This is a genomic window from Ruegeria sp. CF2 (assembly GCF_056537385.1).
Window position 1 is genome coordinate 765180 of the sequence record NZ_JBQFRL010000001.1, and the last position, 20798, is coordinate 785977.

The following is a 20798-nucleotide window of genomic DNA, read 5'->3' on the forward strand; positions in this document are numbered from 1 at the left end:
CGAGATGCTCGGGTCGTGAACCTGAAAGCACGGACCATGACGAACTTCGATATGCACGAAGCTGATCTTGAGACAGGCGCCCTGATCGATCACATCCTCACACGGTATCACGAAACACACCGGACCGACCTTGAACAGCTTCAACATCTTGCTGAACGTGTGGCATCGGTTCACCGAGACGATCCCCAAGCCCCCCGAGGGTTGGTTCGCGCGCTGGCCGAACTGGCAGCCGAAATGGAAACGCACATGGCAAAAGAGGAGATCGTCCTGTTTCCCGCCATGCGCATGGGCGGCATGGAAGGGATCGAAAACCCGATCCGGGTTATGCGCGCCGATCACGATGGCCACGCCGAGAGTATCGCACTGATCCGGCATATCACCCGTGACCTGACACCGCCCGCACATGCCTGCGGGTCTTGGCGACGGCTATACGACGGGCTGCGGAACCTTCTGACGGATCTTGACCGGCATATGATGCTTGAAAACCAGGTCCTGTTTCCACGGTTCGAACGGTAGAGGGGATCAATCATGCTTCTTGCAGGTGTCGACGCAAGTGAGGCAGGCGGAACGGATCATTTGCTGGCGACAGTGGCCGCGCGATTGCAGGAAGAAGGTCTGCGCTTGCTCGGAGCGTTGCGTGTGAACCTTTCGGATACTGGCACCCAGTTTTGTGAGACAACGCTTGGACTGCTGCCGCATGGCCCCAATATCCGGATCACGCAGGATCTGGGTTCGGGCTCAGGCGCGTGTCGCATGGACGCCGGTGCGATCGAAGACGTGGTCGGCATCGCGACCGCTCGGTTGCGAGATGACGGTTGCGATATTGTTCTGCTGAACAAGTTCGGACTCAGCGAGGCCGAGGGTCGCGGATTTCGCACCCTCATTGCCGAGGCCTTGGCGCGGGATGTTCCGGTCCTGATCGGCGTGAGCAAAACCCATCGCGCCGCCTTCGATCAGTTTGCCGGAGGAACCGCTAGACTCCTGTCGCCCGTCGAGGACGTTGTGGTCGAATGGTGCCGATGCTCCATCGCGCGAGGCCGAAACACGGCGGCACCGGGTTGAACCCGCACAAATACAACAGCCAAACGGATGAGGCAGTACATGCAGCATATGGTGAGCCCAACACAGACATCGAACAGGCCAAGACCGCCGGGACAGGTAGTTGTCTCGCGTTTGGCTTGCTTGGCGGTTCAGCCCATTCTCGCGCGGGTGGTCCGTAGGGTCGCGCAGGAACATCCTGCGCTGTTCGCCCGACTGGGCCCGTATCAAAGCGCCGATTTCCTGATCGACCCGATCGAGCTGCCGTTCGCGCTGCATCTGCGTCCGAATCCTCAAAACCTGAGCTTTCGCGCCGTGCCACGGTCGATGCTGCCTGACGCCACAGCCATTATCCGAGGGCAGTTCCTGCTGCTGTTGGAACTGGTCGATGCGGAACAGGACGGCGACGCGGCCTTTTTCTCGCGCGATTTGGAGATCACAGGAGATACCGAGGCCGTCGTCCGTTTGCGCAATGCATTGGACGACATGGACGGATCCATCGCTCAGGAGGCTGCGGACATGTTCGGCCCGCCTGGCCGCGCGATCCTGTCCCGGTTGCGCCGAAATTACCAAGAAGTAGAAGGAGCGACCGCTTCATGAGCCTCGCCGAATTGATATGCCCCGCCGGAACTCCCGCTGCCCTGCGCACGGCAGTCGATGCCGGGGCCGACGCCGTCTATTGCGGCTTTCAGGACGCCACCAACGCCCGAAATTTTCCGGGGCTGAATTTCACGCCGCAGGAATTGGAGGAGGCGGTCGCCTATGCCCATGCCAAGGGCGCCAAAGTCCTTCTGGCACTCAACACCTATCCCCCGGCAGGCAAGGTCGACCTTTGGCGGCACGCTGCCGACACCGGTGCGCGGATCGGCGTTGATGCCTTTATCGTGGCTGATATGGGCGTGGCCGACTACATCGCCCGAACCCATCCACAGGTACGCTTGCACCTGTCGGTACAGGCTGCGGCGTCGTCACCCGAGGCGATCCGTTACTACTGCGAGAATTTCGGTGTCAAACGCGTGGTCCTGCCCCGTATTCTGACCATTCCCGAGATCCGGCAGATCCGAAAAGAAATCCCCTGTGAGATCGAAACCTTCATCTTCGGAAATCACGGTCTGATGGTCGAAGGGCGCTGCAGCCTGACGAACTATCTGACCGGGCAGTCCACGAACCTCGATGGCGTCTGTTCGCCGGCGTCCGACGTGGAGTACGTGCGCGATGCCGATGGTTCGATGTCATCGAAGTTGGCTGGTTTTACCATCGACCGGTTCGGGCCAGATGAGAAGGCTGGTTATCCGACGATTTGCAAAGGCCGCTATCAGGTCGCACATCGTCCGGACGGGTACTATGCGTTCGAGGAACCGATCAGCCTGAACCTGGCCCGCCTTCTGCCTGAGTTGATCGATGCCGGGGTGCATGCGTTCAAGATCGAAGGGCGGCAAAGGTCCAAGAGTTATGTCCGGTCCGTGGTGTCGGCATTTCGGAACGCCGTCGATGATATCCGGGCAGGTCGCGATGCGGATATCGCGAACCTCGTCGCGCTGACCGAGGGTCAGAAACAGACGCAAGGCGCTTTTGCCACAAAGAAATGGCGGTGAAATAATGACGAAACTTACATTAGGTCCGATCGCATATCACTGGTCGGCTGACCAACGCCGGGATTTCTATGCGCGTGTCGCCGACGAAGCTTCGGTGGATGAGGTCTATCTGGGCGAGGTTATCTGTTCAAAACGCGCCCCCTTTCAAGAGGCTGACCTGCCGTCCATCATCGAAAGGCTCGAACGGGCGGGCAAGAAGGTGATTTTGTCCTCCTTGGCTGAAGTGATGCTGAAACGAGAGCGCAATGCCACCGAAGATCTGGCAGAAATGGATGCGCCTGAGATCGAAATCAACAACGCCGCAGGACTGTATGCACGCGGTACGCGGCCGCATCGCATCGGCCCATTCATGAATGCCTATAACGAGGCCACAATCCGCTGGATGGCGTCCAAGGGGGCGACGCATGTCTGCCTGCCCACCGAGTTGCCAGCGCCCTCGATCGCCGTCGCGGCGCGAATGGCGCGCGACATGGGCCTTGGGGTTGAAGTGCAGGTCTTTGGGCGGGCGTCGCTGGCCGTTTCGGCGCGGTGCTATCACGCGCGCTCGCACGGGCGGACAAAGGACAATTGCCAATTCGTCTGCGAAGAAGACCCCGACGGGATGCCACTGCGTACAAGGGATGAGCAGCCGATCCTGCGCATCAACGGGATCCAGACCCAATCCGAAGGGTATCTGATCCTGCTGCAGGAACTGCCCCAACTGGTTGCCGATGGTGTGAGCCATCTGCGATTGATGCCGCAGGCCGTGGACATGGTCGCCGTCGCTGAGGTTTACCGGGCGCTGTTGGATCAAAGCATGTCGACCGAGGCGGCCGAAGCCCGGTTGCGGCAGGTTTGTGCAGATACGCCGTTCAGCAATGGGTTCTATCACGGTCAAGCCGGCTATCGCAGGATAGCCCAGGCGTCCCTTGCATGATCGGAAACCATGCTGTCCTCGCCTCATCGGATAATGTTTCCTGCGGCGGGGGCGGCTGCCCTTCTGGGGGTGAGCGGCCTGTTTCTGGGGCAGGATTTCATCACCCATTGGTCGCCGTTGCCGGGGCTGTACGCCTGGCATGCGCATGAAATGCTGTTCGGCTTCGTCGGTGCGGCATTCGCGGGCTATTCGCTTACGGCGATGCGCAGCTGGCCTGGGAGCTATATTGTCACGCCGACCGGCAGTTTGTTGCTGTTCGCGCTTTGGGCGATGTCCCGATTGGCCGCCATCGGCGCGCTTGGAAGCGAACCCATGTTCATCGTCCCAACGGGCACGGCGTTCTTGCTCTTTCTCGCCGGTCGTCTCGCTTGGGCTGCACTGCGCGCGCGCGCGGTTGCCGGAGGGCTTCAGGCGCTTTTCGCCCTTTTGTTGTTCATCTGCCAGATTGCCTTTCTAACTGGGTCTGCGCCGTCCTTCTCCTCAGTTTTGCTTGTGGCACTTTTGGTGTCGGTTGTCGGTGGGCGCATGATCGCTGCTTTCACATGGAATTGGACGCACCAAAGCCCAACCGCCGCGCAAAAGTTTCGGTGCGCGAGGGCAATGGGGGACGCTTCGGCGGCAGCTCTGGCTTTGACTGCGGTGCTTTTCGGACTTGTTTCCGTCGCCGATGGTCCGCTTATCGCCGTCCTTCTTGTGATCTGCGCGGGGTGCGAGGGTGGGCGTCTGTGGCTCTGGCATTCAGCGGCAGTTCTTCAGGATGGATTGCTGGCGATGCTTCATATGGCCTTTGCGTGGTTGCCCGCTGGTCTGTCCCTGTTGGCGGCTTCGCTGTACTTCCCCGACTTGCTGGCGGCGCATGATGCGTTGCACGTTCTGACCGTCGGAGCGGTCAGCTGCGCGATCTATGCCGTAGCTGCCCGTGCGGTCGCGCGACGTCGCGACGGACTGCGCCCCAGCGCGATCGATGGTATCGGATTTGCCTTTTTGTGCCTTGCCGCGGTTTTGCGGACGTCCTCTGCAGACGTGCCCGCGGCCCTGGCTTGGGGAGCATGTTGGGCCGTGTTCCTCTGCCGGCACGTCCAAGCGTTGGGCCGCCCGCTCGAGCGACCCGTTTTCAGCGGTCGGGCCAGCAACAGGATGGATCCGAGCGTCGCCGATCAGTTGCCCTGATTGCGTGCTTCGAGCCGTTCAAGGTTCACGACGGTCGACAGCATCAGCCGGTCATGGCTCCAATCCTGAGTCTGGCGGATCGTGGCGGCACCCAAGGCCAGCAGAACAGCGAACAGCAGGGCCGAACCCATGAAGATTGCCGGCAACGGTGCCGAGAACGAGGGCGCATCGGCCAGCGCGATCACACGCTGTTTCAGAACCCGTTTGGCCTTGCCACCCGAGACCAGCGCCACGTTCAAAACCAGTGGCCGGCCTTGTGCGACGGTGCGGGCGCAATAGTCCAGCAGGCAGTCGGTATAGTCGCGCGCGTCGATCCCACGCCGGGTGACGACGGACTGGTCGCAGGCCAGTTCGCGCAATCGGCTGAACTGGTATTTCAAAACCCAGTAGGCAGGGTTCCAGAACAGCAGCGGTCGCACGGCCTCAAACGCAATCTCCCATTCGACATCCCGGGCGCGAACGTGCTGCAATTCATGCGCCAGGGCAAATCGAAGTTCACGGGGGGTGTCCAACAGATGGCTGGGCAGAACAACGTGGCGACGACGCGCCCCGCGCACGGCAAATGGAACCGTGATCCGATCGGACAAGCGAATGTCCACGTTGGCCGAACGCCGCCACAGGAAGCTTGAAACCACCGTGTCGCGGATTGCCAGCGCATCCCGGACGGTGCGGACCAGCATCCGGAGGGCGGCCAAGGCCAGCAGCACGAGCACGGCCGTCACAAGGGCGCTTTGTCCGGACAGAACCGTGTCGACCCAACGTTCGCGCGTGTTTAGCAGAGCTTCGAATTGTGTAGCCGGCATCGCGATTTCACCGCGCAAATAGGCCGCTACTGCAATATCTCCGATGGAAACGGCCTGACCCGGCCAGAAAAAACCGGCGGCTGCCGTGACCCCAAGGGCCAGAACAGGGCTGAGCATGACGCAGACGCAAAGAACCTTCAGCACGCGCAGCTGTGTCATGTAGTCGTGCCGCAGGCGCGTTCGGGCTACGGCCATGCGGGCGCCCAACCAGATGAGTGCCGAAAGAACCAGCACCACGTTCAGGTCGAGAAATACATCGAGAACCGGTTTAACCGCTGTCATTTTGCAGTCTCCTCTCTACCAGTGCTCGAATTTCCTCCAGATCAGCTTCGGTCAGGCCGGCGTCATCGACAAGACGTGCCACCAGCGAGGCCGGGGTGTCATCGAACAACGTGCGGGACAGGTTCTGCAGCGACCGCGCCTGATAGGTGTCCTTTTCAAGCAGCGGGCGGTAGATCAGGGTTTTGCCGTCCTTGCGGCTTTGGACAAATCCCTTTTCATCCAGGATACGCAGGATCGTCGCGCCCGAGGTGTAGGCCAGGTTCCGCTCGGGCGGCAGCCGGTCCAGCACGTCGCGTACCGAGCCTTCGCCAAGTGCCCAGAGCTCGTTCATGAACTCCAGTTCAACCTCGGTCAGCAGATTTCCTGTCTTTCTCTTTCGCATCGGTCTCGGTGTCACCATTTTGCCTGTTATGCTTGCCAGACAAGCATCCTTTCGCGGTTACGCAAAGCCTAAACTTTCCAGAAAACGAAAATGCCCCAGCCGATCGACAGGAAAAGCGGGGTCCAGACCGGTTGGCCGACCAGCCCCAGCCAGGCCAGAAAGATGTAGGCTGAGCCCAGCAGGGTGATGAACAGCCGGTCGCCCAACGTGGTGGTCAGGCCCAGAACGCCCCGGCGTTCGATCCCGTCACGGAACTTGACCACCTCGAGCACGCCGATCAGGGCGATGGCCGAGAAGATGCCCACGAAAACCGCCAGCGTTGCCGGGGTCCAGGCCATCCAGAAGTCGGGCCACAGCGGGTCGGTCCAGGAAAAGCCCTTGGGTTCTTCCTGACCGACATTGCCCCAGCCGGCCTTGGCTTGCGCCAGCGCCGATGACGGGGCGAGCAGGGAGAGGGAGAGAAGGAGTTTGCGCATGTCGAACCTCATACACGTCCCATCGCGAAGCCGCGCGCGATGTAGTTGCGGACAAACCAGATGACGATGGCGCCGGGGATGATGGTCAGGGTGCCGGCGGCGGCCAGCAGGCCCAGCTCGTAGCCGGCGCTGGACGCGGTGCGGGTCATCACGGCGGCGATGGGTTTGGCCTCGACCGCTGTCAGGGTCTTGGCCAGCAGCATTTCCACCCACGAGAACATGAAGCAGAAGAACGCCGCCACGCCCACGCCCGCCTTGATGTTGGGCAGGAAGATCGTGACGAAGAACCGCGGGAAGGAATAGCCGTCGACATAGGCGGTTTCATCCAGCTCTTTCGGGATGCCGCGCATGAAACCTTCCAGGATCCACACCGCCAGCGGCACGTTGAACAGCGTGTGCGCAAGTGCCACCGCCAGGTAGGTGTCGAACAGATGGATCGACGAATACAGCTGGAAGAAGGGCAGGGCGAACACCGCAGCCGGGGCCATGCGGTTGGTCAGCAGCCAGAAGAACAGCTGCTTGTCGCCCAGGAACCGATAGCGCGAGAACGCGTAGGCCGCAGGCAAGGCTACGCAGACCGAAAGCACCGTGTTGATCGTCACATAGGTGATCGAGTTGATATAGCCCCAATACCACGTCGGATCTGTGAAGATGGTGATGTAATTCTCCAGCGTAAAGGTCTGGGGAAACAGGGAAAAGCCTGAAAGGATCTCGTTCGTGGTCTTGAAGGACATCGCCACCAGCCAATAGATCGGCAGCATCAGGAACGCGATATACAGGATCGGGATGAGGGACCGCTTCTTCATTGCGCGTCATCCTTTGTCATGAGGGTGTAGAAGACCCAAGAAACCAGCAGCGTGATGGCGAAATAGATCAGGCTCATCGCGGCCGCGGGGCCAAGGTCGAACTGTCCCAGCGCGATCTTCACCAGGTCGATCGACAGCAGGGTGGTCGAGTTGCCGGGGCCGCCCCCGGTCAGAACGAAGGGTTCGGTGTAGATGTTGAAACTGTCCATGAACCGCAGCAGAACTGCGATGGTCAGAACCGTCTTCATCTTGGGCAGCTGGATATAGCGGAACACCGACCAGGGGCTTGCCCCGTCGATCTTGGCCGCCTGGTAATAGGCGTCGGGGATCGAAACCAGACCGGCATAACACAGCAGCACCACCAACGAGGTCCAGTGCCAGACATCCATCACAACGATGGTGATCCAAGCCGACAGCGGCTGTTGGGTCATGTCATAGTTGATGCCCAGCACGTCGTTCAGGAAATACCCCAGCAGGCCGATCTTGGGCAGGGTGAAGATGTTCCACATCGAGCCGACCACGTTCCACGGGATCAGCATCGGCAGGGCCATCAGGACCAGGCAGACCGGCACCCAAAAGCCCTTGCGCGGCATCGACAGGGCCACGATGATGCCCAGCGGCACCTCGATCATCAGGATCAGCGCGGTGAATAGGAACTGCCGCCCCAGCGCCGCCTGGAACCGGTCGGACCGCAGGATCTGTTCGAACCAACCCAGCCCTTCCCAGAAGAACTGGTTGTTGCCAAAGGTTTCCTGCACCGAATAGTTGACCACCGTCATCATCGGCACCAGCGCGTTGAATGCCACCAGCGCTAGCACCGGCAGGACAAAGAACCACGCTTTCTGGTTTTCCGTTCTCATCGGGCGCGCTCCTCGGTTGCGATCCAGCCGTCGCGATAGACGCGCGTCTGTTCAGGTTTGAATTGCAGAAAGACTTGGGATCCGGGCTCGGGGGCCGCGTGTTCGGTCACTGCCTTCAACGCGGTGTTGCCGACCATGGCACTGACCACAAAATGCCTGCCGATATCGGCCACTTTAGTGACATGGGCCGGAATGCCCTCGGGGCCAAAGCCCACATATTCGGGCCGGATGCCCAGATCGGTGCGGCCACCACTGCCCGCGACCGGACCTTCCAGCGCCACCTCGTACCCTTCGAACAGGGCGCGATCGCCGCGGGCCTCGCAGGGCAGTACGTTCATGCCGGGCGAGCCGATGAAATGGCCCACGAACGTGTGCTGCGGGCGCTCGAACAGCTCGACCGGAGTTCCGATCTGGACCACTTCGCCTTCCTGCATCACCACCACCTCGTCGGCGAAGGTCAGCGCTTCGGTCTGGTCGTGGGTGACATAGATCATCGTCGCCTTGACGCGCTGGTGCAGCTCTTTCAGCTTGGACCGCAGCTTCCATTTCAGATGCGGGTCGATCACGGTCAACGGCTCGTCGAACATCACCGCGTTCACGTCGTCGCGGACCAGACCGCGGCCCATCGAGATCTTCTGCTTGTTGTCCGGGCTGAGGCCGCTGGCGCGGGTGTTCAGCATGTCGGTGACATCCAGCATCTCGGCGATCTCGTCGACGCGGCGCTTGATCGTCGCCGGATCGACGCCGCGGTTCTTGAGCGGAAAGGCCAGGTTCTCGCCCACGGTCATCGTGTCGTAGATCACAGGAAACTGGAACACCTGCGCGATGTTGCGCTGATCAGGGGGCAGGGCGGTTACGTCGCGGTCGTCGAACAGGATCTGCCCCTCGGACGGGGTCAGCAGGCCCGAGATGATGTTCAGCAGCGTGGACTTGCCGCAGCCCGACGGCCCCAGCAGAGCATAGGCCCCGCCATCACGCCAGGTTACGTCGATTTCCTTCAGCGCATAGTCCTGTGGGCCTTGCGGCGATGGCATGTAGCTGTGTTTGAGGTTTGCAAGCTTGATCTGTGCCATGTCAGGCCACCCTTTTGCCGTCTTGGCCGAAATACCGGCAATGGGCCGGGTTCATGTAGAATGTGTGGTCCTCGCCCACCTGATAGGGGTGGACCCCTGCGGCCAGAGACACCCAGGCTTCCTCGCCATGTTGGAAATGCGCGCTGGAGTCGGACCCGGAGAGCTCGGTCACGATCACGCGGCCGGTCAGTTCAACGTCGGCGTCAGAAGCCTTGAGCGGAGTAACACGGTGCGGACGCACGGCGACCATGTATTCGCCATCGGCAATTCCGGACACAGTCCATCCACCTCCGCCAGCCAGGCGCGCTTGGGCACCGGCGACCGTGACGCGGGCCACGTTGATGGGCGGGTCGGAAAACACCCGCGCGGCGGCGAGGTTTTCGGGATTGCGATAGATGTCCGCCGTCGGGCCGAACTGGGTCACGCGGCCGTCTTCCATCAAGGCGGTGTAGCCGCCCAGCAGCAGCGCCTCTTCGGGTTCGGACGTGGCATAGACCACCACGGCGCCGCGCCCGGCGAACAGCTCGGGCAACTGCTCGCGCAATTCCTCGCGCAGCTTGTAGTCCAGGTTGGCTAGTGGCTCGTCCAGGAACACGGCGCGGCTGTCCTTGGCGATGGCGCGGGCCAGTGCGGTGCGTTGCTGTTGGCCGCCTGACAGTTCATGCGGACGACGGTGCAGCATCGGGCGCAGTTGCAGCAGGTCGGCGGCCTCTTCCACGCGGCCTTCGATCTCGGATCGCGCCATTCCGGCCACGCGCAGCGGCGAGGCGATATTGTCGAATACAGTCATATGCGGGTAGTTCACGAAGAACTGGTGCACGAGGCTGATCTTGCGTTTCTGAGTGTTCAGCCGGGTCACGTCCTGCCCGTCCATCAGGACCTTGCCCGAGGCAATCGGATCCAGGCCGGCCATCATCTTGATCAGAGAGGTCTTGCCCGACCCGGTCGCGCCCAGCAGCACGTTGAAATGGCCGGTCTGCAGCGTCAGGGACGTGGGTTTGATATGGGTAACGGTGCCGACCCGCTTGGTTGCGTTTTGTAGTTCGATCATGTCCGTGGGTTCCGATCCCGCAGCGCGTGGCAACGCTGTTTGGTCTTGGTTGGTAAGGGGCGCCGGTACCGGCGCCCCCCGGGGAGTAGTGGCTTACTGGGACTGCCAGCGTGCCACCAGTTCGTCGTAGTTGACGGTCTGGCCTTGCGGCTTCTCGTTCTCCAGCTTGGCTTTCGGCGCGCCCGGCTTCTCCAGCCAGAAGGCCGGATCCTGCGGTTCGTTCAGGCGCGGACCACAGCCGCCGTAGACGCCGGCGCTTTCATCCGCGGCCTGCATGCGGGCCATGGTGATGTCCATCTCTTCAGCCAGACGGTCCATCGCCTCTTGCGGGGTGAAGGCGCCCGAGTTAACGTCACCGATCTGCTGCCACCAGATTTGGGCCAGCTTCGGATAGTCGGGAACGTTGATGCCGGTCGGCGACCACGCCACGCGGTCGGGCGAGCGGTAGAACTCGACCAGGCCACCCAGCTTGGATGCGCGTTCGGTGAACGACTCGTGGTTGACCGAGCTGTCGCGGATGAAGGTCAGACCCACATGGGACTTCTTCACATCGACAGTCTTGGACGTCACGAACTGAGCGTAAAGCCACGCGGCCTGTGCCCGATCCGACGGGGTGGACTTCAGGAAAGTCCACGATCCCACGTCCTGATAGCCAACCTTCTGGCCTTCTTCCCAATAGGGGCCATGCGGGCTGGGCGCCATCCGCCACAGCGGGTTGCCCTCATCATCGACGGTATTGTTGCCTTCGGACTTGGGCTTGACCATGTCGGCGGTAAAGGCCGTGTACCAGAAGATCTGTTGGGCCACGTTGCCTTGCGACAGGGCGGGCAGCGACTGGTAAAAGTCGTAGGACGCCGCACCCGGAGGCGCATAGGCCCGCAACCACTCGTCCCATTTGCGGATCGCGTAAACGGCCGCCGGGCCGTTTGCGGCACCGCCCCGCGACACCGAGGCGCCGACCGGGTTACAGGTGCCCGCTTCCATGCGGATGCCCCATTCGTCGACGGGTACACCGTTCGGCTCGCCCTTGTCGCCGGCACCGGCCATCGACAGCCAGGCGTCGGTCATCCGCCAGCCAAGGTCAGGCGCGCGCTTGCCGTAGTCCATGTGGCCATAGATCGCGACACCGTCCACTTCCTTCACGTCATTTGTGAAGAACTCGGCGATATCCTCGTAGGCAGACCAGTTGACCGGAACGCCCAGATCATAGCCGTATTTTTCCTTGAATGCGGCCTTGTTGGCTTCGTCATCGAACCAGTCCTTGCGGAACCAGTACAGGTTGGCGAATTGCTGGTCGGGTAGCTGGTACAGCTTGCCGTCGGGACCGGTGGTAAACTGGATACCCATGAAGTCATCCAGGTCCAGCGTCGGCGAGGTTGTCGCCGCCCAATCACCCGCCATCATGTCCGACAGGGGATAGGCCAGTTGCAGGCGCGAGTGCGTGCCGATCAAGTCACTGTCGTTGACATAGCCGTCATACAGGTTCCGTCCGGTCTGCATCTGCGTCTGAACGGCCTGAACGACCTCACCTTCACCCAGGATCTGGTGGTTGACCTTGATGCCGGTGATTTCCTCGAACGCCTTCGTCAGAACTTCGGATTCATAAGAGTGGGTCGGGATACCTTCGGACAGAACGTTGATCTCCATCCCGGCATACGGTTCGGCAGCCTTGATGAACCACTGCATTTCCGCCATCTGCTCGTCTTTCGACAAGGTGGATGGTTGGAATTCGTCGTCGACCCAGCGCTGTGCTGCGGCTTCGTCGGCCCAAACAGGACCGTGCCCCGCAATGACGGCAGCCGCCGCCACTGCGGACAAAAGATGTTTCCGCATCTTTCTCCTCCCAAAATTTATGGTTCTCCGGCGCGAACCGGATGACGAACAGCATCAGCGATTTTTCGCGAGTCTGTCAAACTAAAAAATTAGTAAATGGCGAAATTGGCCTGTTCGACCCAGCGAATTCAACGACTATAGCCTTGAAAATATATGGTTTTTAACCCACTCGACGTGGCGTCATCGGCTAGGTGAAAAGAGCATGCCGATGACCCTTCACTATGGGTTTTTCAGCGTCACCGCTTGGTCGAGCTGCAAATTTCGATGCATAAAGGCGCCGCAGTGGTAGCGCGCGATTTGCGTTTCTCGGGGGTGAAAATGGCAGCCCGTAGGGGAATCGAACCCCTCTTTCCAGGTTGAAAACCTGGCGTCCTAACCGATAGACGAACGGGCCACGTCAGCATTGCCCAAGCACAAGTGGCAGCCCGTAGGGGAATCGAACCCCTCTTTCCAGGTTGAAAACCTGGCGTCCTAACCGATAGACGAACGGGCCACGCTGGCTTGTGGAGGGCCTTTTACGGATTACGCCCCCCACCCGCAAGACGAAAAACGCACCGCCAGGAAACTTTTTTGCGGGTCAAAAAAGGCAGTGGCGTCAGCGGTCAATTTGCTTCGGCCGCGTCTTCTAGGCGCAACTGCACGCTTTGCCTGCCACCCCATGTATTGACCTCGAGCCGACCGGCAAAATGGAACCGCGCGCCACCGTGATTTGACAGCCTTTCGCCCAACGGTCCGTCAAAGGCACCAAATGCAATCGCGTCCAGCCCACCGCCCATTCCGTCGGAGAGCGACAGCTTCAAATGGGTTTCTCCGACCCGCTTGGCAAAGCGAACCTGCAGGTCGGGCATTGCAAATCGAGGGGCAGGGGCCCCGGCGCCAAATGGGCCGGCCTGCTCGATCTTTTCGATCAGATCAACCGAGGCCGCCCCTGGCATCAGCGCGCCATCCAGCTTGAGGTCGGCCGGACCGGCTTGGCCCGCCCCCTGTTTTGCCAGCAACTCCGAGAGCCGCTCCATCGCCGGTTCCCACTGGTCGCGCATCACGGTCAGACCTGCGGCCATCTTGTGACCGCCGCCCTTGACCAACAAACCCTCGGCGGCCAGCCGGTGGATTGATGCGCCAAGATCGACACCCGAGACCGAACGGCCCGAGCCTTTGCCTTCGTCACCGTCGAAACCAATCACGACGGCGGGACGGTTCGACGCTTCTTTAAGGCGAGCCGCCACGATCCCTACGACGCCGGGATGCCAGCCGTCACCTGCGGCCCACACCAGCGGCGCATCCAGTCCACGTTCTTCGGCCTGCGCCAGCGCCGCGGCTCGGACCGCGTTCTCGATGTCGCGCCGTTCGGTGTTCAGGTCATCAAGGCGCCGGGACAAGGCCTCGGCCTCGGTCACCGAGTCGGTGCTGAGCAGCCGCGCGCCGAGGTCTGCCTGCCCCACCCGACCGCCGGCATTGATGCGCGGCCCAAGCAGAAAACCCAAGTGGTAACTGTTGGGCGCCGAATCCATGCGTGCCACTTCGGACAGCGCAACCAAGCCGGGGCGTTGCCGCTGCCCCATCACTTTCAAGCCCTGCTGAACTAGCGCCCTGTTGACCCCGATCAGGGGTGCGACGTCCGCCACGGTCGCCAGCGCGACCAAATCCAGCATCGCCATCAGGTCCGGACCTTGGGCGTTGGCCTCGCGCAGTTGGCGCCCGGCCTCGACCAACATCAGAAAGACAACGGTTGCAGCACACAGATGGGCCAGGTCGCCGCTTTCATCCTGGCGGTTGGGATTCACCACGGCCACGCAATCCGGCAGCGTTTCGGCGCCCAGGTGGTGATCGAGAACGATCACATCGGCCCCCTTGGCTGCGGCAATTGCTTCGTGGCTGAGCGTGCCGCAGTCCACGCAGATGATCAGATCATGCGTTTCAGCAAGCTGGCTCATGGCGGGGGCGTTGGGGCCATAGCCCTCGTCGATACGATCAGGCACATACAAGGTCGCCTGACGCCCCATCTGCCTGAGCCAAACCAGCAACAGGGCTGCCGAGCTTCCACCGTCGACGTCATAATCGGCGAAAACGGCGATGCGCTGGTTGTCCCGCACCGCTTTCAGGAACCGCGTTGCGGCGATCTCCATGTCGCGCAGGCTGCGAGGATCGGGAAGAAGGTCGCGCAGTTTTGGAGACAGAAAGCTCTCGGCCTCCATCGGCGGGACACCTCGCCGTGCCAGCACCTGGCACAGGGGGCGGGGCAGGTCGGTCTGCTGGGCCAGCATCTCGGCGGCCCGGTCCAATTCAGGCGATGGACCAATCCACCGGCGGCCCGTCAAAGACTGTTCAACACCCAGAAAGCTCAATCCACTTCTCCTGAAAAGGGCCGAATCCTGTCGGACCCGGCCCTTGAACGGTTGTGTCTGCGGGGCCCCTCAGCCTTCGACATGCGGCCAAATGGGGGTGCGGTAGGACATGCGCCGCACCGATCCGGTTTTCGAGCGCATCAGCAGGGTCGTCGTCTCGACCCAACCCGGTTCTCGCTTGATCCGCGGCAGCAGCGACCCGCCGGTGACACCGGTCGCCGCAAAGATCACATCTGCGGTGACCATCTCGTCGCGGGCATAGACTCGATCCAGATCGGTAATACCGGCTTTGGCCGCCCGACCGCGTTCGTCATCATTTCGGAACATCAGACGTCCAAAGATCTGGCCACCCATGCATTTCAGCGCGGCGGCCGCCAGAACGCCTTCGGGCGCGCCACCCTGGCCCATGTACATGTCGATGCCGGTCGTCTCGGACTCGGCACAGTGCATGACGCCTGCAACGTCACCGTCGGTGATCAGGCGGATCGCAGCGCCGGTTTCGCGCACCTCGGCGATCATCGCCTCATGGCGCGGACGTTCCAGTATGCAAACGGTAATGTCCTCGGGGGTGCATCCTTTGGCCTTGGCCAGCGCCTCGACCCTTTCCCGTGGGGACATGTCCAGTGTCACCACGTTCTCGGGGAAGCCCGGGCCGATCGCCAGCTTGTCCATGTAGACGTCCGGTGCGTGCAGCATCGAACCGCGCGGACCCATCGCGATGACGGTCAAGGCGTTGGGCATATCCTTTGCGGTCAGCGTCGTACCTTCGAGCGGGTCCAGAGCGATGTCTACGCCGGGGCCGTTGCCGGTGCCGACCTCTTCGCCGATATACAGCATCGGCGCTTCGTCGCGTTCGCCTTCACCGATGACTACCACGCCAGCGATATCCAGCAGGTTCAGCTGTTCACGCATCGCGTTGACCGCTGCCTGGTCGGCGGCTTTCTCGTCTCCGCGTCCGACCAGTGAGGCCGAGGCCAGAGCGGCCTGCTCAGCCACGCGCGCAAGTCCAAGGGACAGAAGGCGGTCGTTGAAATCGATTTTGGCAGCGCTCATGCGATGTAATCCTTTGGTAAAGCGAAGACGTCCTGACTGGCATAGCCTGCCCGTGGCGCAGGCCGCAAGGGTTCAAACCTGCTCGATACGCAGAGCTACCGGTTCGCCCGCAACCACATCCGTGGTGCGCAAGTCCTCCAACGCAACGTCCAGCGTGGCGCGTGTGGTCTTGTGCGTAACGATCAGTACCGGCGCCGTATCCTCGGCATGTGCGTATTGGCGCATCCGGTCGATCGACACGCCGGCATTGCCCAGAATGGCGGCCACCTTGGCCAGCGCACCTGGTTTGTCCAGCAATGCAAGGCGCAGATAATATGGGGCGGGCAGGCCGGTGATTGCGGGTTTGGAGTCGACCAGCGACGTGGCGGGTTGACCAAAGGTGGAAATCCGCAGGCCCCGCGCCAGGTCGCAAACATCCCCCATCACCGCACTGGCCGTCGGGCCTTCGCCCGCGCCGGGTCCCCGCAAAACGATCTGTTCGACGGCGTCGCCCTCAATGACCACCATGTTGGTGCCGCCCTCCAGCTGTCCCAAAGGCGAGTCACTGGGTACCAGGCATGGCTGCATCCGCTGTTCAAGCCCGCGCGGCGTGCGCTGCGCAACGCCAAGCAGCTTGATGCGGTAGCCCATATCGTCGGCCTGATGGATGTCGTCCAGGCTGATATGCTGAATACCCTCGATCTCGATCCCGTCGAAATTCGGCTTTGTTCCAAACGCGATCGAGGCCAACAGCGCCAACTTGTGCGCCGCGTCGATGCCGCCAACGTCAAGGTTGGGATCCGCTTCGAGATACCCCAACTGAGCGCATTCCTCGAACAGGGCGTTGTAGCCCAGACCCTGCGACTGCATTCGGGTCAGGATATAGTTGCAGGTGCCATTCATCACGCCCATGACGCGCTTTATGTCATTTCCGGCCAGCCCTTCGGTCAGGGATTTTATGACCGGAATTCCTCCGGCCACGGCGGCCTCGAACCGGATCACGCGGCCCGCGGCCTCGGCCTGTTCCGCCAATGCCTGGCCGTGAATGGCCAGCAGCGCCTTGTTTGCGGTGACCACATCCTTGCCGGTAGCCAATGCCGCCTCGACCGAGGCTTTTGCCGGGCCATTTTCACCACCCATCAGCTCGACGAACACATCGATGTCGTCGCGCTTGGCCAAGGCCACCGGGTCGGTTTCCCACGCGAAGCCGGACAGGTTCACCCCGCGATCTTTGGCGGCATCGCGCGCCGAAACCGCAACGATCTCGATCGGTCGACCAGTGCGCGCTTGCAGCAATTCGGCATGACGGCGCACGATCTTGACGACGCCCACACCCACGGTTCCCAAGCCAGCAATTCCAAGCCGCAGCGCCTGTGTCATTCCGTGGGTTCCTTTCCGCTCGAAGTCTGCCTGTTGGACGCAAGGTCCTTTGTCGGCTGCCATAGCTGGTTCAACGCGGCGGTGCAATCCGTCAGGGACAGAGTTGTTGCGCGGCGGGCCAGCGTACGGGGCTTACTGGGTCTCGGCGTTCTGGAGTGCCTGTGCCTTTTGCGACAGCCGCTCGGCCCGTTGTTCCAATTCTTCTTCCACGGCGGCGGCCTCGTTCACCGGGTCGACGGGCGGCACGTTGACCTGGGTCAACGGGATCAGCTTGGGGTAGGGCGCGGCCTTCACCGAGGCTGCTTCGCTTCCCTCCAACTCGGGAATATCTGCGCACGCGGCCAAGAGGAGCAGCGGCAGGATAACGGAAACAGCTTTCATTTCGCGACCCGAACAGTGAGGAACCTGAACGTGATGCACTTTTTGCATGAACGGTTCAAGCGGGGTTCTATATGAACGTACGTTCATATACGATGGATCCATGGCACGTACTCAAGGCTCTCATTCCGATATCACCGGGCCCCGCATTCGCGAGGCTGCCCTGGGATTGTTTGCACGGCATGGCTATGCCGCTGTTTCCATGCGTCAAATCGCGGGGGAGGTCGGAGTGCAGGCCGGCGCGCTCTACAATTACACTCCGGACAAGCAAAGCCTTCTGTTCCGCCTGATGCAGGACCACATGCAAGAGCTGCTGGCGGCCTATGAAGCGTTGGATTCACAGGCGGATGCATTGGGCGCCCTGCGGCAATTCGTGGGTTTCCACATCCGGTTTCACATGCAGCGACCGGACGAAGTGTTCATCGCCTACATGGAACTGCGAAATCTGACGCCTGAAAACTTCGCCGAAATCGAAAAGCTGCGCCGACGGTATGAGGATGCGTTACAGAGCATCCTGCTGGCCGGCCAGAAGGACGGTCTATTCTCTGTTCAGGATGCGAAGATCGCGACGCTAGCGGTGATTGCCATGCTGAATGGTGTCATGACGTGGTACAGGGCCGGTGGACGGCTTTCGCTGGACGAGGTCGAGCAGATTTATTGGGATATGGTGCGCAAGGCGGTCGCGGCCTGATTGGCCGCGCCACGTTACCGGTTGTCTGGAGTCAGTGCGCCGGCTTGATGAAAGTACCGTTGCGCAACTCCCGAAACGCCTGCTCGAGTTCGGCGCGCGTGTTCATCACGATCGGGCCATGCCAGGCTACAGGTTCATTGATCGGCGCACCCGAGATCAACAGGAATCGCACACCTTCAGGTCCGGCCTGAACTGTTATTTCGTCTCCGGTACCAAACCGCACCAGCGTCCGGTTGCCCGACATGTCGCGGATGTTCAGCTCTTGCCCGGCAACTTCCTTCTCAAGCAGAACGCCGGTCGGTTGCGAGGCGTCGGCGAAAGCGGCCCGCCCATCGAAAACATAGGCAAAAGCACGGCGATAAGTATCTATCTTGAAAGTCTTTTTCACCCCTGCAGGAATCGATACGTCTAGGTATTGCGGGTCCGCGGCGATACCATCCACGGGCCCGGTCTTGCCCCAGAACTTGCCGACGATGACCCGCACCGTGGTGCCATCATCATCGATCACTTCGGGAATGTCCTTGCCCTGAACGTCCTGGTACCGAGGCGCCGTCATCTTTTGAGCTGAGGGCAAGTTGCCCCACAGTTGAAACCCATGCATCTGCCCGGATGCGTTTCCCTTGGGCATTTCCTGATGCAGAATTCCGGACCCTGCCGTCATCCACTGGACGTCTCCGGCACCCAGTTTGCCGCTGTTGCCCAGCGAGTCGCTGTGATCGACGGTTCCTGACAATACGTAGGTGATGGTTTCAATGCCGCGGTGGGGGTGCCAGGGAAAGCCGGCCTGGTAGTCCTGCGGGTGCTCGTTGCGGAAGTCATCAAACAACAGGAAGGGATCCAGTTCGGACGGATCCTGAAATCCAAAAGCGCGGTGAAGCTTTACACCAGCGCCTTCCATCGTCGGAACGGCCTTGCGGGTCTCGAGTGTTGGTCTGAGCGACATTTGGATCTCCTGTCTCTGGACCCGTTATCTAATTTTCGCTGAAGTACGGTCAATTCGCGAGAAAGCACTGCTTCTGTGCAAAATTGCGCCGGGTGAGTCTTGGCCTGTTGCTTGTCGCTGAAAGCGGGTATGGGGGGCGGGCAAAGGCGGAGTTGGAAATGCAAGAAGACGTACTGGCAACGATTCAGGCTTCATCGGCACGGCGGTGGATGGGGGTGGGAATGCTCGTCACCGTGGGCGCGTTCGTGACATATGTCGCCCTGGCCGCACCGCCCGCGCCGGAATGGCAGCTGTTCCTGTTCGTGGTCGGAGGTGGCGCGCTTTGGCTTGCGCATCGCGTCTGGCATGCGACAGCGGACCGGATCGAGCTGACGCGCACGGAACTGAGGACAGGCAGCGGCAAGCTGATTGCCGAGGTTGGTGAAATCGAAGGGGTGGATCGGGGTGTGTTCGCCTTCAAACCGTCAAACGGCTTTCTGCTGACGACCCGTAGCAAACGGGGCAGGTCTTGGGCCCCGGGCCTTTGGTGGCGCGTCGGGCGACGTATTGGCGTCGGCGGCATGACGTCCGCCGCCGAGACCAAGTTCCTGTCAGAAATGCTTTCCGCGATGCTGGCCGAGGCCGAATAGCTCTCAGCACCCGCCCGGTGCGTCGATCTTGTCGTAGACGCGCGGGTGGGTGAATACGAAATTGTCCATGGCAAATTCGTTTTCGCCGTATCCGATGCGGAAGGGACGGCGATAGAAGTCCTTCACTTCGACCAGGATCATCTTGCCGTTGTCCGGCATGATGGGCAGCTTGTCACGGATTTCGCTTATGGTGCCATCGGTCCACGCCTCAAAGCTTTCGCCGCGAATACAGGACCACTGCACATAGTGCCGGTCATCCGGCAGGTCGAAGCGAAGGAAAGAGATGCGCATCGACACGTCGGAGCGGTCCGACATCATCTGCTGCAGCAGGTCGTACAGCGTATCCATGTAGGTCGCGTTGATGTCATTGCGTTCGCGGGAAATGACGTCGGCGATCGCATAAGACGCCTTGAGATTTCGCGAGCTCTGCTTGTACCCGTCGAAGAACGTATAGGACGCACACATGCCCCAGAAGAGCAGGGGATAAATCATCACGGCCTCGACACTGATCACGCCGGATTCCTTGCGGGAAAACCGTTTCAGATACCGGACAGCCAGCGGGAAGATTGAGCGATCAGGTCGGTTCATAGACAAACACCGTTGTTGCGTGCAATTCGTACCTACCGTTGGGCTTTTTCCGCGCGATGGTCCCCAAAACAGTTCCCCACCACAGTGGCTTGACCTCGACGCAGGCGCGGACAATCATCAGTTCGTCTGACGTGCCAGGCTCGAAGATCTGGCTGTTGCGGATCGTTGCCGGAGTATCGATGCAGTAGGGGTTGGGATCCAAAGTGTTCCCCACAAACGGGTCGACGCGGGTCAATTCTAGGATCAGGTTCTCCTCACACTTCGGGATATAGCCTGCCTTGTCGCAGACGATGTCCTTCAACAGAGTGTGGGTCCAGCCGTCCTGAACGTTGGTGGAATACTTGTCTAGGTTGTTTAGGCGAACGTCGCGGATCGTTTCGTCCAGACCACGCTCGAGATTGGCGTGGTTGAAGGCCCCGATCCCGACTTCGACGGCCGAATAGGTCGTCATGATGAAGATGGGGAACCAGAAGACGAACTCGATCGTCGCCATCCCATCTTCTTTCCGCCGGAACGTGCGGAATTTA

Annotated in this window: 23 protein-coding genes and 2 tRNA genes; 8 read left to right on the forward strand and 17 right to left on the reverse strand. The window is 61.0% G+C overall.

Going from position 1 to position 20798, the window contains the following annotated elements; genetic code table 11:
- The first annotated feature begins 36 nt into the window (after positions 1–36).
- The 6 genes from ACR0IR_RS03725 (at position 37) to ACR0IR_RS03750 (ending at position 4719) form a co-directional block, all read left to right on the forward strand.
- Positions 37–516, forward strand: a complete 480-nt coding sequence (locus ACR0IR_RS03725; RefSeq protein WP_254441525.1) for a hemerythrin domain-containing protein — start codon at positions 37–39, stop codon at positions 514–516.
- A 12-nt stretch (positions 517–528) separates the two neighbouring features.
- Complete coding sequence (locus ACR0IR_RS03730) at positions 529–1062, forward strand: DUF2478 domain-containing protein (protein WP_170363729.1); 534 nt, start codon at positions 529–531, stop codon at positions 1060–1062.
- Between the two features lie 120 nt (positions 1063–1182).
- On the forward strand, positions 1183–1638 hold the full coding sequence (gene ubiT, locus ACR0IR_RS03735) for a ubiquinone anaerobic biosynthesis accessory factor UbiT (protein WP_480778969.1): 456 nt from the start codon (positions 1183–1185) through the stop codon (positions 1636–1638).
- On the forward strand, positions 1635–2633 hold the full coding sequence (gene ubiU / locus ACR0IR_RS03740; RefSeq protein ID WP_170363728.1) for a ubiquinone anaerobic biosynthesis protein UbiU: 999 nt from the start codon (positions 1635–1637) through the stop codon (positions 2631–2633). The genes ubiT and ubiU overlap by 4 nt, the downstream gene beginning before the upstream one ends.
- A gap of 4 nt (positions 2634–2637) precedes the next feature.
- Positions 2638–3549: a ubiquinone anaerobic biosynthesis protein UbiV gene (ubiV, locus tag ACR0IR_RS03745; protein ID WP_170363727.1), complete on the forward strand. Its 912-nt coding sequence runs from the start codon at positions 2638–2640 to the stop codon at positions 3547–3549.
- Between the two features lie 9 nt (positions 3550–3558).
- Entirely contained in the window at positions 3559–4719 is a 1161-nt protein-coding gene (locus ACR0IR_RS03750) for an NnrS family protein (RefSeq protein ID WP_170363726.1), read from the forward strand.
- Here the strand turns inward: ACR0IR_RS03750 and ACR0IR_RS03755 are convergent.
- The 14 genes from ACR0IR_RS03755 to ACR0IR_RS03820 all read right to left on the reverse strand — a co-directional run bounded on the left by ACR0IR_RS03755 (position 4707) and on the right by ACR0IR_RS03820 (position 17423).
- Entirely contained in the window at positions 4707–5804 is a 1098-nt protein-coding gene (locus ACR0IR_RS03755) for a M56 family metallopeptidase (protein WP_170363725.1), read from the reverse strand. The two genes, ACR0IR_RS03750 and ACR0IR_RS03755, sit on opposite strands and share 13 nt — an antisense overlap.
- A complete protein-coding gene (locus tag ACR0IR_RS03760) occupies positions 5791–6186 on the reverse strand; it encodes a BlaI/MecI/CopY family transcriptional regulator (protein ID WP_005983946.1) in 396 nt (131 codons plus the stop codon). The genes ACR0IR_RS03755 and ACR0IR_RS03760 overlap by 14 nt, the downstream gene beginning before the upstream one ends.
- A gap of 68 nt (positions 6187–6254) precedes the next feature.
- Positions 6255–6524, reverse strand: coding sequence for a DUF2160 domain-containing protein (locus ACR0IR_RS03765; RefSeq protein ID WP_370797609.1), 270 nt, complete (start codon positions 6522–6524; stop codon positions 6255–6257).
- A gap of 146 nt (positions 6525–6670) precedes the next feature.
- Positions 6671–7468, reverse strand: coding sequence for a carbohydrate ABC transporter permease (locus ACR0IR_RS03770; RefSeq protein ID WP_170339760.1), 798 nt, complete (start codon positions 7466–7468; stop codon positions 6671–6673).
- Positions 7465–8328, reverse strand: a complete 864-nt coding sequence (locus ACR0IR_RS03775; RefSeq protein WP_005983941.1) for a carbohydrate ABC transporter permease — start codon at positions 8326–8328, stop codon at positions 7465–7467. Before ACR0IR_RS03775 ends, ACR0IR_RS03770 begins: the two co-directional genes overlap by 4 nt.
- Positions 8325–9401, reverse strand: coding sequence for an ABC transporter ATP-binding protein (locus tag ACR0IR_RS03780; RefSeq protein WP_170363724.1), 1077 nt, complete (start codon positions 9399–9401; stop codon positions 8325–8327). Before ACR0IR_RS03780 ends, ACR0IR_RS03775 begins: the two co-directional genes overlap by 4 nt.
- Position 9402: 1 nt before the next feature.
- Positions 9403–10452 (reverse strand): ABC transporter ATP-binding protein, encoded by a 1050-nt coding sequence (locus tag ACR0IR_RS03785; RefSeq protein ID WP_170363723.1) that lies wholly within the window; start codon positions 10450–10452, stop codon positions 9403–9405.
- 93 nt (positions 10453–10545) lie between these two features.
- Positions 10546–12285 (reverse strand): ABC transporter substrate-binding protein, encoded by a 1740-nt coding sequence (locus ACR0IR_RS03790; RefSeq protein ID WP_170357493.1) that lies wholly within the window; start codon positions 12283–12285, stop codon positions 10546–10548.
- 319 nt (positions 12286–12604) lie between these two features.
- A tRNA-Glu gene (locus ACR0IR_RS03795) sits at positions 12605–12679 on the reverse strand.
- Between the two features lie 24 nt (positions 12680–12703).
- Positions 12704–12778: transfer RNA gene (locus ACR0IR_RS03800), tRNA-Glu, on the reverse strand.
- Between the two features lie 109 nt (positions 12779–12887).
- Complete coding sequence (recJ, locus tag ACR0IR_RS03805; protein ID WP_170363722.1) at positions 12888–14630, reverse strand: single-stranded-DNA-specific exonuclease RecJ; 1743 nt, start codon at positions 14628–14630, stop codon at positions 12888–12890.
- A 69-nt stretch (positions 14631–14699) separates the two neighbouring features.
- The gene (gene glpX / locus ACR0IR_RS03810) at positions 14700–15683 is read right to left on the reverse strand and encodes a class II fructose-bisphosphatase (RefSeq protein ID WP_093961740.1); all 984 of its coding nucleotides are present in this window, start codon (positions 15681–15683) and stop codon (positions 14700–14702) included.
- Between the two features lie 72 nt (positions 15684–15755).
- Positions 15756–17042, reverse strand: coding sequence for a homoserine dehydrogenase (locus ACR0IR_RS03815; protein ID WP_170363721.1), 1287 nt, complete (start codon positions 17040–17042; stop codon positions 15756–15758).
- Positions 17043–17174: 132 nt separating this feature from the next.
- Entirely contained in the window at positions 17175–17423 is a 249-nt protein-coding gene (locus ACR0IR_RS03820) for a hypothetical protein (protein WP_170339166.1), read from the reverse strand.
- Positions 17424–17523: 100 nt separating this feature from the next.
- On the opposite strand from ACR0IR_RS03820, the gene ACR0IR_RS03825 reads away from it, so the two are divergent.
- Entirely contained in the window at positions 17524–18111 is a 588-nt protein-coding gene (locus ACR0IR_RS03825) for a TetR/AcrR family transcriptional regulator (protein WP_170363720.1), read from the forward strand.
- A 31-nt stretch (positions 18112–18142) separates the two neighbouring features.
- Here the strand turns inward: ACR0IR_RS03825 and ACR0IR_RS03830 are convergent, their stop codons facing one another.
- Entirely contained in the window at positions 18143–19054 is a 912-nt protein-coding gene (locus ACR0IR_RS03830) for a pirin family protein (protein WP_170363719.1), read from the reverse strand.
- A 158-nt stretch (positions 19055–19212) separates the two neighbouring features.
- Here ACR0IR_RS03830 and ACR0IR_RS03835 point away from each other — a divergent pair, with 158 nt between their 5' ends.
- Entirely contained in the window at positions 19213–19683 is a 471-nt protein-coding gene (locus ACR0IR_RS03835; RefSeq protein WP_170363718.1) for a hypothetical protein, read from the forward strand.
- Between the two features lie 3 nt (positions 19684–19686).
- Here the strand turns inward: ACR0IR_RS03835 and ACR0IR_RS03840 are convergent, their stop codons facing one another.
- Both ACR0IR_RS03840 and ACR0IR_RS03845 read right to left on the reverse strand, forming a co-directional pair.
- Positions 19687–20271 (reverse strand): TadE/TadG family type IV pilus assembly protein, encoded by a 585-nt coding sequence (locus tag ACR0IR_RS03840; RefSeq protein WP_170357497.1) that lies wholly within the window; start codon positions 20269–20271, stop codon positions 19687–19689.
- A complete protein-coding gene (locus tag ACR0IR_RS03845) occupies positions 20258–20764 on the reverse strand; it encodes a TadE/TadG family type IV pilus assembly protein (protein ID WP_254441524.1) in 507 nt (168 codons plus the stop codon). Before ACR0IR_RS03845 ends, ACR0IR_RS03840 begins: the two co-directional genes overlap by 14 nt.
- Positions 20765–20798 lie beyond the last annotated feature (34 nt).